Below are 16,041 nucleotides of genomic sequence, written 5' to 3' on the forward strand. Positions count from 1 at the left end.
GGAACCGCACGCGGGGCGCGCCGTGCTGTCGGTGGCCGCCGTTAGGGTCCCCGGCCATGACCTCCCAGGAATCCACCCCCACCGACGGCACCGCGGCCCCGAGCAGCGGCACAGGCACGGTCATCACAGGCACCGCCCCCGGCACCGACCCCGGCTTCGTCACCGAGACCCGCGTCTTCTACGACGCCGTCGCGGAGGACTACGCGACGGTGTTCCGGCACGAGTTGGAGCAGAAGCCGCTGGACCGGGCGGTGCTGAGGGGGTTCGCGGAACTGGTGCTGGCCGACGGCGGCGGCGAGGTGGCCGACCTCGGCTGCGGACCGGGCCGGGTCGCCGGGTACCTCGCGTCGCTGGGCGTCTCCGTCTTCGGCCTCGACCTCTCGCGGAGCATGCTCGCGGTGGCCCGGCGGGAGAATCCCGGGCTGCGCTTCGAGAGCGGATCGATGCTCGAACTCACGCTGCCGGACGCCTCGTTGGCGGGGGTGATGGCCTGGTACTCCACGATCCACACCCCGGACGAGAGGCTGCCGGAGCTGTTCGCGGGCTTTCGCCGCGTGCTGCGGCCGGGCGGTCATCTGCTCCTGGGCTTCCAGGTGGGCGACGTCCCGAAGCGGCGCGAGAACCCCTACGGCCACCAGGTCTCCCTGGACTTCCGCCGCCGCCGGCCGGACGCGGTCGCCGCGCTCCTGGAGGAGGCCGGGTTCGAACCGGTGTGGCGGGTCGAACGGGCGCGGGCGCTCCAGGAGCCGACCTCCCAGGCGGCCCTGCTCGTGCGCAGGCCGGCGGGGCCGGCGGACTGAGGCCGACCCCCCGTCCGACCCCGCGTCCGGCCGGGCGGGGCAGCCGGGCGGCGGGGCCCGCCGCCCGGCTACCGCTCGTACAGCGCCTCCACCTCCTTGGCGAAGTCCCGCACGATCTCGGCACGGCGGAGTTTCATCGACGGCGTGAGGTGGCCCGCGCGCTCGGTGAAGTCGACGGGGAGGACCGTGAAGCGGCGGACGGACTCCGGGCGGGAGACCATCGTGTTGGCGTCGTCCACCGCGCGTTGCAGGACCGTGCGCAACTCCTCGTCGTCCAGCAGGAGTTCGGCCGGGACAGGATGGCGTCCGTTCATCCGGCGCCAGTGGCTGACGCCCTCCATGTCCAGGGTGAGCAGCGCGGTGATGTACGGGCGGCGGTCGCCCAGCACGATGCACTGGGAGATCAGGGGGTGCGACCGCAGCCGGTTCTCCAGCGGGGCCGGGGCCACGTTCTTGCCGCCCGCGGTGATCAGGATCTCCTTCTTGCGGCCCGTGATGGTCAGGTAACCGTCGTCGTCGAGGCGGCCGATGTCCCCCGTGGCGAACCATCCCTCGCGGCTCGCGGGTATCACGCCGCCGGCGTGCGGGTCCCAGTAGCCGCGGAAGACGTGGCCGCCGGCGAGCAGCACCTCGCCGTCCTGGGCGATGCGGACCTTCGTGCCGGGCAGCGGCCAGCCGACCGTCCCCAGGCGGGGTCGGAGCGGCGGGGTGACGGTCGCGGCGCCGGTGCACTCGGTGAGCCCGTAGCCCTCGTAGACCTCGATGCCGGCCCCCGCGTAGAACGCGGCCAGCGGGCGGCCCAGCGGTGAGCCGCCGCAGATGACGTGCCGCAGCCGGCCGCCGAGGGCGTTGCGGATGCGGCGGTAGACCAGCGGGTCGTAGAGGGCGCGGGCGGTCCGCAGTCCGCGGCCGGGTCCGGGGCCGGTGCCGTGCTGGCGTTCCTCCAGGGCCTCGCCGTAGCGGCAGGCGACACCGGCCGCGCGGTCGAACGAGGACGCCTTGCCGCCGCGTTCGGCGGTGGCCCGCGCGTTGTTGAAGACCTTCTCCAGCATGTACGGGATGGCCAGCAGGAACGTCGGCCGGAAGCTCGCCAGGTCGGCGAGCAGGTCGTCGGCGGCCAGGCTCGGGGCGTGCCCGAGGCGCACCCGGGCGCGTACGCACGCGACGGCCACCATCCGCCCGAAGACGTGGGACAGCGGGAGGAAGAGCAGGGTGGAGGCCTCCGCGTCGTCGGTCTGCGCCCGGAAGACCGGGTGCAGGAGTTCGATCGCGTTGTCCACCTCGGCGAGGAAGTTGCCGTGGGTGAGCGCGCAGCCCTTGGGGCGGCCGGTGGTGCCCGAGGTGTAGACGACGGTGGCCAGGCTGTCCGGGCCGAGCACGCCGCGCCGGAAGTCGGTCTCCTGGTCGGCCACGGCGCTGCCGCGTTCCGCGAGCCGGGCCGCGTGGTCCTTCTCCAGGACCCACATGTGCCGCAGGTCGGGGAGGCGTTCGCGCTCCGGGCCGAGGGCGGCGGCCTGTGCGACGGTCTCGGTCACGAGGGCGACGGCCCCGGAGTCCTGGAGGATCCACCGCGTCTGGAAGACGGACGACGTGGGGTAGACCGGCACGGTCACCAGACCGGCGGCCCAGGCGGCGAAGTCGAGGAGCGTCCAGTCGTACGAGGTGCGGGACATGACGGCGATCCGGTCGCCGGGCCGCAGCCCCTCCGCGATCAGTCCCTTCGCGACGGCCCGCACCTCCTCGGCGAACCGGGCCGCCGTCACGTCGTGCCAGCCGCCGTCCGCCGAACGGCGGCTCAGCACCGGCTTGTCGGGCTCGGCCTGCGCGTTCTCGAAGGGCAGGTCGGCGAGCGAGCCGTGCGTGACGTCCGCGACCAGCGGCGGTACGGCCGCCTCCCTGACCTCGCCGCCCAGCTTCTGCGTCGTGGGCGCGACGAGAGCGGGCACGACGGCGTCCCCGGAGCCGGTCGCCGAGCGGGACGACGGTGACGGCACGGACGACGAGTACGAGATGGGCATGGGCGACTCCCGGGAGTGCGGCTCGGTTCGGCTCTGCCGCGGAGGTACGCGCCGTGCGCACCGAGCCGTTCACCGGAGGTGGGTTCGGGTGGGGTGGGACCGGGTCGGGCCGGGTGGCGGGGGGCTGGGTGGCGGGGGTTGGGTCGGAAGGACGCGGGAGGGGGGTTACCGCCGGTCAGGAAGGTGAGCGTACGGGTCCTGCATGGGGGGTTCGTGCGGGTTCGGGGCGGGAGCGGGGGACGGGATGTGCAGCCTCGGCACGGCCGGGGGTGCCGCGTCAGGCGCGTTCGAGCACCGCCGTCACCCCCTGGCCGCCCGCCGCGCAGACCGAGATCAGGCCGCGGGCCGGGCCCTCGCGCTCGGCGAGCAGGGCGGCCAGGGTCGCCACGATGCGCGCGCCGGTGGCCGCGAAGGGGTGCCCGGTGGCGAGCGAGGACCCGGCGACGTTCAGCCGCTCGCGGTCCACGGGGGCCAGGCCGCGCTTCTCCCAGGCGGCCAGGGTCGCGAGCACCTGGGAGGCGAACGCCTCGTGGATCTCGACGAGTTCGAAGTCCTCGATGCCGAGGCCGGCCCGTTCCAGCATGCGCGGGACCGCGTACGCGGGGGCCATCAGCAGGCCGTCCTCGCCGCCCGCCACGTCCCCGCCGACGAAGTCGACGGCCGCGGTCTCGTACGCGGTGAGGTACGCGAGCGGGGTGAGACCGCGTGCCGCCGCCCACTCCTCGCTCGCCAGCAGCACGGTCGCGGCACCGTCGGTGAGCGGCGTCGAATTGCCCGCCGTCATGGTCGGTTCGGGCCCGTCGAGGCCGAACACCGGTCGCAGTTCGGCGAGTTTGCCGACGGTCGACCCGGGCCGCATGTTCTGGTCGCGGTCGAGACCGCGGAAGGGGACCACCAGGTCCTGGAAGAAGCCGCGTTCGTAGGCGGCGGCCAGCCTCTGGTGGCTGGTGGCGGCCAGCCGGTCCTGGTCGGCGCGGGCCACTCCCCAGGCGCGGGCGGTGACGGCGGCGTGCTCGCCCATGGAAAGGCCGGTGCGGGGCTCGGCGTTGCGCGGGATGTCGGGCACAAGGTGCGCGGGCCGCACCCGGGCGAGGGCGCGCAGCCGGGCCGCCGGGGACTTGGCGCGCCGCGCGGCCAGCAGGATGCGCCGCAGGGCGTCGTTGACGCCGAGGGGCGCGTCGCTCGCGGTGTCGGCGCCGCCCGCGACCGCCGACTCCGTCTGCCCGAGGGCGATCTTGTTGGCGGCGGCGATCACGGCCTGGAGGCCGGTGCCGCAGGCCTGCTGGACGTCGTAGGCCGGGGTGCGGGGGTCCAGTCGCGAGCCGAGGACGGTCTCGCGCGCGAGGTTGAAGTCGCGGCTGTGCTTGAGCACGGCGCCGGCCACGAACTCGCCCACGGCGCCGGGCTCCTGGAGCCCGTACAGCCCGGCCAGGCCGTCCAGGGCCGCGGTCAGCATCTCCTGGTTGGAGGCGGTGGCGTACGGGCCGTCGGAACGGGCGAACGGGATGCGGGTGCCGCCGATCACGGCGACGCGCCGCACGCGCGCGCTCCCTGCTGCCGCGGTGGCCCTGTCGGCCCCGGTGCCCTCGACCGGACTCATCTCGGCGTGCTCCTCGTCTGCTCTCGGGCGATCCGTCCCACTTCCGCGGACCGCCCCGGACCATGGGACTTACCTACGGTAACCTTACTCCCGGGTCAGCACGGGCGGTATACATGCGCCACCGCGTTCGCGCGCGCCCACGACGATCGCCGACACAACGCCTCCGAACGCCCCGGGAGTTGGACCATGGCCGACCGCTATCTGAGCTTCACCGCCACCGCGCCCGGCCGCTTCGTGACGCGGCGCCTCGGGCTGCCCCAGCCGGCCGGGCTGCGCCGCTGGAGCGCCGAACGGCCCGCACTGGACGGCGGGTTGCTGCACCTGACCGCCGGCAAGTCCGGCCTGGACGGACTCGGCGCGCTGCTGGCGGGCCTCGCCCCGGCGGACGAGGACGGACGGCCCGGCGCGGTCGTGCTGGACGCGACCGGGGTGCGGGACGTCGCGGCCCTGGCCGAGGTGCACGCGGCCCTGCACCCCGTCGTCCGGTCGGTCACCGCGAGCGGCCGGATCGTCGTCCTCGGCTCGCTCCCGGACCCCGACGACCACCACCAGGCCGCCGCGCAGCAGGCTCTCGAGGGCTTCACCCGCTCGCTGGGCAAGGAGATCGGACGCGGGCGGACGGTGAACCTGGTGCGCGCGGCGGACACGGCGGGGGCCGCGTCCACCCTGCGCTTCCTCGTCTCGCCGAAGTCGGCCTACGTCAGCGGCCAGGTGATCACCACCGGCGCGGCGGGCCCGGACCCGGCCGGCGAGGAGCACGACCCCGCCCGCCCCCTCGCGGGACGCACCGCCCTGGTCACCGGCGGCGCGCGCGGCATCGGCGAGGCGGTCGCGGAGGTCCTCGCGCGCGACGGGGCGCACGTCGTCGTCCTGGACGTGCCGTCGGCCGAGGCCGACGCCCGCCGGGTGGCCGAACGGCTGGGCGGCACCGCGCTGCCCCTCGACATCACGTCCGCCGACGCGGGCGCCGCGATCGCCGGGGCGCTGCCCGGGGGCCTGGACGTCCTGATCCACAACGCGGGCGTCACCCGCGACCGGCGCCTGGTCAACATGCCCGCCGAGCGCTGGAGTTCGGTGCTCGACGTCAACCTCGCGAGCGTCCTGCGCACCACCGACGCGCTGCTCGCGGACGGCACCCTGCGCCCCGGCGGCCGGATCGTCGCGACGGCGTCCATCGCGGGCCTCGCGGGCAACGCGGGCCAGACCAACTACGGCGCCAGCAAGGCCGGGATCGCCGGTCTCGTACGGTCGCTGGCGCCGCGCGCCCTGGCCGGGCACGGCGTCACCGTGAACGCGGTGGCCCCCGGCTTCATCGAGACCCGGATGACGGCGGCCGTACCGCTGTTCATCCGGGAGGCCGGGCGGCGCATGAACTCCCTTGCCCAGGGCGGACTTCCGGTCGACGTGGCGGAGACGACGGCGTGGCTCGCCCACCCCGGCTCGGGCGCGGTCAACGGCCAGGTGGTCCGCGTCTGCGGCCAGAGCCTGCTGGGAGCGTGACGCCGTGACGACCCAGGACGCCCGCCCCGGCGAGCGGGACACATCGACGGTCCGGCTGCGCTCGGCCCCCGCCCTCACCCCCCGGCTCCTGCTGGGCGCCCTGCGCTCCCCCGCCAAGAAGCCGCACCCGGGGGCGGCCGTCCCGCCCACCCGGCTGGTCCTGCCGGGGGTGCGCGCCGACGCGGACCGCCTGGCCGCCTACGAGCGGGTCTGCGGGTTCCCGGACGACGGGCGCGGCACCCTGCCGATCACCTACCCGCACGTCCTGGGCTTCCCCCTGGCCATGCGGCTGATGGGCGCCCGCGCCTTCCCGCTGCCGCTGCTGGGCCTGGTCCACACGTCGGTCACGATCACCCGGTACGCACCGGTCCCGGCCGCCGGAACGTACGAACTGGCCGTGCGCGTCGCGGGGTTGGCCCCGCACCGGCGCGGCACGGAAGCCGCCGTCGTCACGGAACTGCGGGACGGCGCCGACCTGGTGTGGACGTCGGAGAGCAGCTACCTGGCCCGGCACCGCACGGAGCCCGGCACGCACGAACCGCGCCCCGCCGCCGCCCGCGTCCCCCTGCCCGCCGTCGCCGACTGGCGGCTCGGCGGCGACCTGGGACGCCGCTACGGCGCCGCCTCCGGCGACCGCAACCCGATCCACCTGCACCCGCTCACCGCCCGCCTCTTCGGCTTCCCGCGCGCCATCGCCCACGGCATGTGGACGGCCGCCCGCTGCCTCGCCGAACACGGCACCCCGCCGGAGACCTCGGTCCACGCGGAGTTCCGCGCCCCGGTGCTGCTCCCGGGCACGGTGACGTACGCGGCGGCGGAGGGTGCCTTCGAACTCCGGGGCGGGGAACCGGGCGAGGAGCGGGTGCACGTGACGGGAAGCGTGGCACCGCCGGGCGGATGACGGCGGCCGGCCGGAACCGGCGTGCGGCTAGGGCTCGTTGGCGGGCACCGGGGCGCCCTCGCCCTCCGGGGGCACCCACGGGCGTCCCTCCATCAGGTCGCCCAGGCCCGCCCACGCGAAGTTCATCAGGGTGGCCGCGGCCTGGCGGGCCGTGACGCCGGGGGCGGTGTTGGCCCAGGCCGCCAGGGACTCGGCGGCGCCGACCAGGGCCTCGGCCAGGCCGGTGGCCTCCCGTTCCGGCAGGTCGCGCGGAGCCGCGGCGTTCGGGGCGGGGGTGCGGCGGTCGCGGGCGGCGACCGTGACGAGCTGGGTCACGAACGCGACGATCTCCTGCCGTATCGCGTTCACCTCGCTCACGAACGGCTCCCCGTGCGTGCGGGCCTGGAGGTGCAACACCGCCCAGCCGTCCGGGTGTCGCGCGGTGTAGGTGAAGAACGCCCGCAGCCCTTCCCAGAGTTGGCGGTCCGCCGCGAGTTCGGGGTGGGCGCCGGTGCGCACGGCGTCGGTGAGGGTCTGCGCCTCGCGGCGGATGCACGCGAGGAACAGGTCTTCCTTCGAGTTGAGGTACAGGTACACCAACGGCTTGGAGACGCCCGCGAGTTCGGCGATCTCGTCCATGGAGACGGCCGCGTAGCCGCGCTGCCCGAAGGTGCGTACGGCTGCGTCGAGCATCTGCTGCTCACGGACCGCGCGCGGCATCCGCTTGGTCTTCACGGCACCCATGGGCACAGCCTACGGGCCGCGGGAGGGCGGCCGGGGTCAGGAGGAGGCGTGGTCCTGGGCCGGGGTCGAGGCCCTGGCGCGCTCGGGAGCGGGCGCCTGCGCGGCCGCGGCGGCGTCCTGCTCCTCGTCCTCCTGGCTGCGGTTGGCGTCGAGGTTGGCCTTCATCCGGTCGACGCGCTGCACGACCTGGACCGAGGCACGGTCGCGCTCCTTGCGCAGCGCGACGAAGCTGATCGGCGCCGAGAGCACCAGCGACAGCAGCACGATCCACATGCCGTTGGAGTTGCCGAGGCCGCGCGGAACGACGTGGGTGTAGACGAGGCCCCAGACGACCAGGAGGCAGCCCACGAAGATCCCGGCGCGCATCACCGTGTACCGGAGCATCTCAATCCACTCTTCCTGTTCCGACAAACCATCTACAAAGCCATCGTCCAGTGAAGCACGGCGGGCACCCGATCTTGCAGCCGGGTGCGGCGCCGGAGTCCCGGAACCCCGGCCGCGCAGGTCAGCCCAGCGGAAGCAGCATCGTGACGTCGTCGCGGTCGTCGCCGGGCGCCACGCGGATCGCGTCGGGCACGCGGCCGACCTCCTTGTACCCGCAGGACGCGTAGAACCGTTCGAGGCCGCCGCCACCGCGGCAGGTGAGCCGGACGGCCTCGATGCCGTCGAGGCCGCGCGCCGCGTCGGCCGCGGCGGCCATCAGGTCGCGGCCGTAGCCGCGGCCCTGGTGGCGCGGGTGCACCATCACCGTGTAGAGCCACAGCCAGTGGGTCATGAGGCGGTGGGTGTTGAGGGTGAGGAACGCGGTCGCCGCCACCCGTCCGTCCTCGTCGCGCCCGACGAGCAGGCGGGTGCGGCCCTCGGCCATCGCCGCGAGGTGCTTGAGCAGCTCGGGCCGGACCGTCTCCCGGTCCACGGTCGGCACGAAGCCCACCGAACCGCCCGCGTTGGACACGTCCACCCACAGGTCGAGCACGCCGTCCCGCAGTTCGGGGGTCACCGAGGGGTCGAGGGTGAAGGTAAGAGGCATAGGCCAATAGTAACCATTACAGCGGGGTGGGCGTCAACGGCGGAGGCCCACCGGCCGGGCACACACGAACGCCCTCCCCGGGCGCATGGGGAGGGCGTTCACTGCACGGGCCGCCGGTCCTCAGACCCGCATCGGCTGCGGCGACTCCCGCCGCAGCGGGTCCGGGCCGTCGAACTCGCGGATGATCTCGTACCGCGTGTTGCGCTCCACGGGCCGGAAGCCGGCGTCGCGGATCAGGTCGAGGAGGTCGTCGCGGGTCAGCTTGTTCGGGGTGCCGTAGTTGTCCGCGTCGTGCGTGATCTTGTACTCGACGACCGAGCCGTCCATGTCGTCCGCGCCGTGCTGGAGGGCGAGTTGGGCGGTCTGCACACCGTGCATGACCCAGAAGACCTTCACGTGCGGGACGTTGTCGAACAGCAGCCGGGAGACCGCGAAGGTCTTCAGCGCCTCGGCACCCGTCGCCATCGTCGTGCGCGCCTGGAGCCTGTTGCGGACCTTGCCGTCCTTGAGGTCCACGAAGTCGTGCTGGTAGCGCAGCGGGATGAAGACCTGGAACCCGCCGGTCTCGTCCTGGAGTTCACGCAGCCGCAGCACGTGGTCGACCCGGTGGCGGGGCTCCTCGATGTGCCCGTACAGCATGGTGCACGGGGTCTTGAGACCCTTCTCGTGCGCCAGCCGGTGGATGCGCGACCAGTCCTCCCAGTGCGTGCGGTGGTCGACGATGTGCTGCCGGACCTCCCAGTCGAAGATCTCGGCGCCGCCGCCGGTCAGCGACTCCAGGCCCGCGTCGATGAGTTCGTCCAGGATCTCGGAGGCCGACATCCCGGAGATCGTCTCGAAGTGGTGGATCTCCGTCGCGGTGAACGCCTTCAGCGACACCTCGGGCAGCGCCTTCTTCAACTCCCGCAGCGAGCGCGGGTAGTAGCGCCACGGCAGGTTGGGGTGCAGGCCGTTGACGATGTGCAGCTCGGTGAGGTTCTCGCCCTTCATCTCCTCGGCGAGACGCACGGCCTCCTCGATGCGCATCGTGTACGCGTCCTTCTCGCCCGGCTTGCGCTGGAACGAGCAGTAGGCGCACGACGCGGTGCACACGTTCGTCATGTTGAGGTGGCGGTTGACGTTGAAGTGGACCACGTCACCGTTCTTGCGGGTGCGCACCTCGTGCGCGAGACCGCCCAGCCAGGCCAGGTCGTCCGACTCGTACAGCGCGACGCCGTCCTCGCGGGTCAGCCGCTCGCCGGCGCGGACCTTCTCCTCCAGCTCGCGCTTGAGCCCGACATCCATGCGTGTGCCTCTCCCTGAGTGCTGCGGTTTCGCGCCGCGTGGGTCCGGCCGTGTCCTGCGGACACGGGCCCGGAAATCGTGTCAACCGTAACGCGCCCGGCGAAGGGCCGTCCGCCGCGCCCGCGCGCGGCGCGGCCGGACGCCCTCCGCCGGCCGCTACGCCTCTTCCTCCGGCAGCTCGCCGACCCGGTTCTCCCACTTCGTGGAGAGCACCACGGTCGTACGGGTGCGGGAGACGCCCTTCGTGCCGGACAGCCGCCGGATCGTCTTCTCCAGGCCGTCCACGTCGCTGGCGCGCACCTTGAGCATGAACGAGTCGTCGCCCGCGATGAACCAGCAGTCCTCGATCTCGCCGAGGTCCTTGAGCCGCTGCGCGACGTCCTCGTGGTCGGCGGCGTCGGACAGCGAGATGCCGATCAGCGCGATGACACCGAGGCCGAGCGAGGCGGCGTCCACGGTGGCCCGGTAGCCGGTGATGACGCCGGCCGCCTCCAGCCGGTTGATGCGGTCGGTGACGCTGGGTCCCGACAGGCCCACGAGACGGCCCAGTTCCGCGTAGGAGGCCCGCCCGTTCTCCCTGAGGGCCTGGATGAGCTGCCTGTCCACCGCGTCCATGCGATCGAAGCCTTCCGGTGAAGAAGAGGAGTGGAGTGGTGTGAGAAGGAAGTGCCGGGAGCCGCGGCGCCGGGCGGGGGTCAGCCGTCGGCCGGACCGCTCGACCCCGCCGTTCCCGCGGCCCGCGCGCCCCCGCCCAGCTCGCCCTCCCAGCGGCGGTAGAGCCGGTGGCCGACGCCGGCCGATTCCAGTACCCGCCCGGCGACGAAGTCGACCAGGTCCTGGATGTGGGTGGCGCCCGCGTAGAAGCCCGGCGACGCCGGGACCACCGAGGCGCCCAGGTCGTCGAGGGTGACGAGGTGGCGCAGGGTCTGGCCGTTCAGCGGTGCCTCCCGGACGGAGACGACGAGGGGGCGCCGTTCCTTCAGGGTGACGCTCGCGGCCCGTTGCAGCAGGTCCTTGGAGAGGCCGAGCGCGATGCCCGCGACGGCCGCCGTCGACGCCGGGACGACGATCATGCCCCGTGCCGGGTACGAGCCGGAGGACGGCCCGGCGGCCAGGTCGCCCGCGCTCCAGTGCCGGACCAGGTCCAGGCCGCCGGCGTCGAAGGGCGCGGGCTTGCCGTCCGCGCCCAGGGACAGCCAGGCCGCGAGGTCCTCGCGCCAGTGCGCGTCGCGGAAGGGCAGGCCGGTCTCGTCCAGCAGGGTCAGCCGCGAGGCCCGGCTGACGACCAGGTCCACGTCGTGCCCCGCGTCCAGCAGGGCACGCAGCACCGCGGCTGCGTACGGCGTGCCGGACGCTCCGGACACCCCCACGATCCAAGGCGCGCGCTGCGTTTCTCCTGCGTTCACACCCCGAGCCTACCGGCGTGCGGCGCGACCGGCGGGACCGACCGCGCGCGGACGGGACGTACGGGGACGAGGTGCCCGCGCCGGGCGCCGCGACGGGCGTCCGGCGGCGGCCCCGTCCGGCCCCGGGGACGGCCGTCCGGCCCCCGCGACCGCACGTTCACCCACCTGTCGCCCGGTGGTCGCCGAGGAGACACCGTGCCGGATTCGTACGGGTGGCTGGATACGAGTCCGGTACACCCCCCGCCGTCCGCATCCGCCGTCCAGACCCTGGGAGCGCCCCATGACCGGCCAGGTCCCCGCCGCAGCCGCGGCCTCCGCGACCGACAGATCCCGCACGAACCCGGCCGCCCGCGCCGGGCGCCGACGTGCCACCGCCGCCTGCCTGCTGGGCGGTTCGCTGCTGCTGACCGGGGCGGTCGGCGCCGCGTCCCCGGCCGCCGCGGACACCGCGGCCTCCTCCGGCACCGCGCACCCCACCGTGACGCGGGCGGCAACCGCCGCCGCCGGAGACCTCCTTGAGGTCACGCTGGACCAACTGCACCCCACACAGCCGTCGTTGGGGTACGACCAGATCTATTACAAGCTCGACCGGTACGCGAGCCCCAAGGACGAGGCGAACGGCGACGTCAACAAGCGGTTCGACGACTGGTGCGAGACCAACGGCCAGGGCGAGGCGGCGGACGTCCCGGCGGGCGCGGTGCTGGCGGACCCGTCCACGTTCACCTGCGAGATCCCCGAGGGGCAGGAGACCGCCGACAGCCTCGCCGACATGAAGACGGTCGTGGTCGGCCCCGACGGCAAGCTGTACCTGACGGACGGGCACCACTCGCTGACCGCGTTCTGGGAGGCGGCGGACGGCGGCCCGAAGACCCCGGTCCGGCTGATCGTGCAGGCGAACCTGAGCAACCTGTCGACGTCCGCGTTCTGGAAGCGGATGGAGGCGAACAACTGGGTCTGGCTGAAGGACGAGAATGGCAGTCCGATCACCGTCGCCGACCTGCCGGCCAGGCTCGGCCTCTCGCAGTTCCACGACGACCCGTACCGCAGCCTCGTCTACCTCACGCGGGACATCGGCTACACGCAGGAGGCCGGGTCGACCGAGTACCTGGAGTTCCTCTGGGGCACCTGGCTGCGCGGGCGGATCGACCTCGCGGACTACGACCTGAACGACCCGGCGTCGTACCTCCGGGCCGTGAAGGACGCGTCGGTGGCGATGACGTCCGTGCCGTCCGACACCGTCATCGCCGGCGGCGCGACCGCCGCCGAACTGGGGCAGCTCGCCCTGTGGAACGACGGCAAGAAGGAGACGAAGGGCGAGTTCGGCGACCTGTCGAAGGCGCTGACCGAGGACAAGCCCGGCAAGATCGCCTACGCCCTCGACTACCGCGCGACGGTCCCCGCCGACCCGGCCTGCACCCGCACGGTCACCGGCACGCGTCTGCTCCCGCTGATCGTGACGTCCGGTACGACGTGCCTCGACAGGGCGACCGTCCTGGGCGGCGTCGCCGTGGCCCCTGGCGCGAGCCTCGTCGCGAAGGGCGCCGACATCACCGGTCCGGTCACCTCGCTGAAGGCCCGCACGGTCGAGATCTGCGGCTCGACGGTCACCGGCCCGGTCACCCTCCTCGCCACCACCGACCGCGCCACGCTCACCGGTCCCGGCTGCTCGGCGAACACGGTGCGCGGCAGGGTGACGGTGGTCGCGGGCTCCTGACACCCCGCACCCCGCAGCAGAAGGTGGGCCGGCCCCCGAAGGGTCCGGCCCACCTGTCGTCTGCCTGTACGGGCTGCGGGCTACACCGTCAGACCCCGCACCAGCAGGTCCAGCAGCGCGCACACGAACAGCGCGATGCCGATGAAGCCGTTGACCGAGAAGAACGCACGGTTCAGACGGGAGAGGTCGTTCGGGCGGACGATCCGGTGCTCGTACAGGAACGCGCCCGCGACGACCACCAGGCCCACCCAGAAGAACGCGCCCGCGCCGGTCGACAGCGCGTACCAGACGAGCAGGCCCGTCGTCACCGTGTGGCACGCGCGGGCGCCCCAGATCGCGGCCGGGATGCCGAAACGGGCCGGGACCGAGCGGACGCCGATGGCGCGGTCGGTCTCCACGTCCTGGCAGGCGTAGATCAGGTCGAAGCCGCCGATCCAGATGCCGACGGCGAGACCGAGCAGCACCGCGTCCCACGACCACGAGCCGCTGATGGCGAGCCAGCCGCCGATCGGGCCGCACGCCTGCGCGAGGCCGAGGATGGCCTGCGGGAAGTTCGTGAACCGCTTGCCGTACGGATAGACGACCATCGGGATCACGGCGACCGGCGCGAGCGCGAGGCACAGCGGGTTGAGCAGCGCGGCGGCGCCCAGGAAGACCACGACCGCGACCAGCGCGCCCGTCCACGCGTGCCGCACCGACATCGCGCCGGTGACCAGCTCACGCCCCGCGGTACGGGGGTTGCGGGCGTCGATCTCGCGGTCGATGATCCGGTTGACGGCCATGGCGAACGTGCGCAGGCCCACCATCGCGACGGTGACCAGGAGCAGCCGGCCCCAGTGGATGTTGCCGTCCCACTCGTACATCGCGGTCAGCGCGGCGATGTACGCGAAGGGCAGCGCGAAGACCGAGTGCTCGATCATCACGAGCCGCAGGAAGGCCTTGGTGCGCCCCGGCGTCTGCGGGATCGCGGCGGATGCGGAACTCACAGGCCGTACTCCTTCCAGCGGCGGTCGACCGTCGCCGCCGTCTCCGGGTCCGACAGGACCATCTCGGGCCAGCCGCCGTCGCGCGTGTAGCCCTCCTCGGGCCACTTGCGCGTCGCGTCGATGCCGGCCTTGCCGCCCCAGAACTGCTGGTAGGAGGCGTGGTCGAGATGGTCGACGGGGCCTTCCACGATGCTGAGGTCGCGGGCGTAGTCGGTGTTGCCGAGGGCGCGCCAGGCGACCTCGTGCAGGTCGTGCACGTCGCAGTCGGAGTCGACGACGACGATCAGTTTGGTGAGCGACATCATGTGCGCGCCCCACACCGCGTGCATGACCTTCTGCGCGTGCTTCGGGTACTTCTTGTCGATCGAGACGATCGCGCAGTTGTGGAAGCCGCCGGCCTCGGGCAGGTGGTAGTCCACGATGTCCGGCACGATGATCTTCAGCAGCGGCAGGAAGAACCGTTCGGTGGCGCGGCCCAGCGGGCCGTCCTCCGTCGGGGGCCGGCCGACGACGATCGACTGGAGCAGCGGCCGCTTGCGCATGGTCACGCAGTCGATGGTCAGCGCGGGGAAGGGTTCCTGCGGCGTGTAGAAACCGGTGTGGTCGCCGAACGGGCCCTCGGGCAGCGTCTCGCCGGGCTCCAGCCAGCCCTCCAGGACGACCTCCGCCTGCGCGGGGACCTGGAGCGGGACGGTCTTGCAGTCGACCATCTCGATGCGCCTGCCCGCGAGGAAGCCCGCGAACATGTACTCGTCGATGTCACCGGGCAGCGGCGCGGTCGACGCGTACGTCACCGCGGGCGGGCACCCGAAGGCGATCGCGACCGGCAGCCGCTCGCCGCGCCTGGCCGCGACCTGGTAGTGGTTGCGGCTGTCCTTGTGGATCTGCCAGTGCATGCCGATGGTGCGCCGGTCGTGCCGCTGGAGCCGGTAGAGCCCGAGGTTGCGCACACCGGACTCGGGGTCCTTGGTGTGGGTCAGGCCCAGGTTGAAGAAGGAGCCGCCGTCCTGCGGCCAGGTGAACAGCGCGGGCAGCCGGTCGAGGTCGACGTCGTCGCCGCGCAGCACGACCTCCTGCACGGGCGCGTCCTTCACCTTCTTCGGCGGCACGTGCGCCATCGCGCCGAGCTTGCCGAACGCCTCGCGCACCCCGACGAAACCCTGGGGCAGCTCCGGCCGCAGCAGGCCGCCGATGCGGTCGGAGATCTCCGCGTACGACTTCAGCCCGAGGGCCTTGAGAAGGCGGCGGTCGGTGCCGAAGACGTTCATCGCGAGCGGTACGTCGGTGCCGCGCACGTTCTCGAAGAGGAGCGCCGGGCCGCCCGCCTTCTGCACGCGGTCGACGATCTCCCCCACCTCCAGGTACGGGTCGACCTCGGCCTTGATGCGCTTGAGGTCTCCCTCTCGCTCCAGGGCCCGGAGCAGGGAGCGAAGATCGTCGTAAGCCATGTGTCCCAGTATCGGCCACCCGCTACCCTGGCCCGGTCACCGGGGCCGTACCGCGCCCGTCGCCGACACCGGGGGGATCTTTCGACCATGCTGAGGTATCTGCCGTTCCTGCTGGTCCTCGCTCTGTGGATCTACGCCTTCGTGGACTGCCTGAACACACCGGAGGAAGAGGTCCGCGGGCTGCCCAAGGTCGTGTGGGTCCTGATCATCCTGCTGTTCGGCGAGGTACTGGTCGGCCCGGTCGCCTGGCTGATCGCGGGCAGGAAGCGGCAGGGGGCGGGTGCCGGGGCCGGCGGGACGGGCGGCGGACTCTTCGCCGCCCGTGAGGCTCCCGCGCGCTGGGTGGCCCCCGACGACAACCCGGAGTTCCTGAAGTCGCTGCACGCGGACGCGGCACCAGCGAACGAGGCCCCCGCGGGCGGTGCCACCGCCTCCGGCGACGCGACACGGCTGGCCGACTGGGAGGCCGACCTGAAGCGCCGCGAGGAGGAACTGCGCCGCCGCGAGGGCCGCGGGGACGGCGCCGGGGAGGGCTGAGCACGCCGGCCTCCGCACGCCGGGGCTGACAGGTTGTACGCAGGCGGGGGCGCCGAAGCGGACAGTGCGCCCCTGGGCCGCGGGCCGGGAGAAC

Annotated in this window: 15 protein-coding genes; 5 read left to right on the forward strand and 10 right to left on the reverse strand. The window is 73.4% G+C overall.

All coding sequences use genetic code 11. The features are described from left to right. Positions 1–56: 56 nt before the first annotated feature. Positions 57–800, forward strand: coding sequence for a methyltransferase domain-containing protein (locus ACFZA0_RS34095; RefSeq protein WP_391024206.1), 744 nt, complete (start codon positions 57–59; stop codon positions 798–800). Positions 801–868: 68 nt separating this feature from the next. On the opposite strand, the gene ACFZA0_RS34100 is transcribed toward ACFZA0_RS34095, so the two are convergent. Together ACFZA0_RS34100 and ACFZA0_RS34105 are read right to left on the reverse strand one after the other, a co-directional pair. After that, positions 869–2,818, reverse strand: a complete 1,950-nt coding sequence (locus tag ACFZA0_RS34100; protein ID WP_391024208.1) for an AMP-binding protein — start codon at positions 2,816–2,818, stop codon at positions 869–871. A 277-nt stretch (positions 2,819–3,095) separates the two neighbouring features. Further along, a complete protein-coding gene (locus ACFZA0_RS34105; protein WP_391024210.1) occupies positions 3,096–4,418 on the reverse strand; it encodes an acetyl-CoA C-acetyltransferase in 1,323 nt (440 codons plus the stop codon). Positions 4,419–4,604: 186 nt separating this feature from the next. Here ACFZA0_RS34105 and ACFZA0_RS34110 point away from each other — a divergent pair, with 186 nt between their 5' ends. After that, positions 4,605–5,918 carry a 3-oxoacyl-ACP reductase gene (locus ACFZA0_RS34110; RefSeq protein WP_391024211.1) on the forward strand — a complete coding sequence of 438 codons (1,314 nt, stop codon included), beginning with the start codon at positions 4,605–4,607 and terminating at the stop codon, positions 5,916–5,918. Positions 5,919–5,922: 4 nt separating this feature from the next. Then, on the forward strand, positions 5,923–6,819 hold the full coding sequence (locus tag ACFZA0_RS34115; RefSeq protein WP_391024213.1) for a MaoC/PaaZ C-terminal domain-containing protein: 897 nt from the start codon (positions 5,923–5,925) through the stop codon (positions 6,817–6,819). 27 nt (positions 6,820–6,846) lie between these two features. Here ACFZA0_RS34115 and ACFZA0_RS34120 read toward each other — a convergent pair whose 3' ends face one another. The 6 genes from ACFZA0_RS34120 to ACFZA0_RS34145 form a co-directional block, all read right to left on the reverse strand. Beyond that, positions 6,847–7,542, reverse strand: coding sequence for a TetR family transcriptional regulator (locus ACFZA0_RS34120; protein ID WP_391024215.1), 696 nt, complete (start codon positions 7,540–7,542; stop codon positions 6,847–6,849). A 36-nt stretch (positions 7,543–7,578) separates the two neighbouring features. Next, positions 7,579–7,926, reverse strand: a complete 348-nt coding sequence (locus tag ACFZA0_RS34125) for a DUF4229 domain-containing protein (protein WP_391024217.1) — start codon at positions 7,924–7,926, stop codon at positions 7,579–7,581. A gap of 121 nt (positions 7,927–8,047) precedes the next feature. Then, on the reverse strand, positions 8,048–8,572 hold the full coding sequence (locus ACFZA0_RS34130) for a GNAT family N-acetyltransferase (RefSeq protein WP_391024219.1): 525 nt from the start codon (positions 8,570–8,572) through the stop codon (positions 8,048–8,050). Positions 8,573–8,692: 120 nt separating this feature from the next. Then, positions 8,693–9,856: an aminofutalosine synthase MqnE gene (mqnE, locus tag ACFZA0_RS34135; protein ID WP_391024221.1), complete on the reverse strand. Its 1,164-nt coding sequence runs from the start codon at positions 9,854–9,856 to the stop codon at positions 8,693–8,695. Positions 9,857–10,012: 156 nt separating this feature from the next. Beyond that, positions 10,013–10,471, reverse strand: coding sequence for an Lrp/AsnC ligand binding domain-containing protein (locus ACFZA0_RS34140; protein ID WP_391024222.1), 459 nt, complete (start codon positions 10,469–10,471; stop codon positions 10,013–10,015). An 80-nt stretch (positions 10,472–10,551) separates the two neighbouring features. Then, on the reverse strand, positions 10,552–11,262 hold the full coding sequence (locus ACFZA0_RS34145) for a UbiX family flavin prenyltransferase (RefSeq protein WP_391024223.1): 711 nt from the start codon (positions 11,260–11,262) through the stop codon (positions 10,552–10,554). 280 nt (positions 11,263–11,542) lie between these two features. On the opposite strand from ACFZA0_RS34145, the gene ACFZA0_RS34150 reads away from it, so the two are divergent. Then, positions 11,543–12,976: a ParB-like protein gene (locus ACFZA0_RS34150; RefSeq protein ID WP_391024225.1), complete on the forward strand. Its 1,434-nt coding sequence runs from the start codon at positions 11,543–11,545 to the stop codon at positions 12,974–12,976. A gap of 80 nt (positions 12,977–13,056) precedes the next feature. Here ACFZA0_RS34150 and mqnP read toward each other — a convergent pair whose 3' ends face one another. Together mqnP and ACFZA0_RS34160 are read right to left on the reverse strand one after the other, a co-directional pair. Continuing rightward, positions 13,057–13,962, reverse strand: a complete 906-nt coding sequence (mqnP, locus tag ACFZA0_RS34155) for a menaquinone biosynthesis prenyltransferase MqnP (RefSeq protein WP_391024227.1) — start codon at positions 13,960–13,962, stop codon at positions 13,057–13,059. Continuing rightward, on the reverse strand, positions 13,959–15,410 hold the full coding sequence (locus tag ACFZA0_RS34160; RefSeq protein WP_391024229.1) for a menaquinone biosynthesis decarboxylase: 1,452 nt from the start codon (positions 15,408–15,410) through the stop codon (positions 13,959–13,961). The genes mqnP and ACFZA0_RS34160 overlap by 4 nt, the downstream gene beginning before the upstream one ends. An 87-nt stretch (positions 15,411–15,497) precedes the next feature. On the opposite strand from ACFZA0_RS34160, the gene ACFZA0_RS34165 reads away from it, so the two are divergent. Beyond that, on the forward strand, positions 15,498–15,947 hold the full coding sequence (locus ACFZA0_RS34165) for a PLDc N-terminal domain-containing protein (RefSeq protein WP_391024231.1): 450 nt from the start codon (positions 15,498–15,500) through the stop codon (positions 15,945–15,947). The last annotated feature ends 94 nt before the right edge of the window (positions 15,948–16,041 follow it).

The sequence above is a fragment of the Streptomyces sp. NPDC008150 genome (genome assembly GCF_042956945.1).
In the GTDB taxonomy this organism is placed as follows: Bacteria; Actinomycetota; Actinomycetes; order Streptomycetales; family Streptomycetaceae; genus Streptomyces.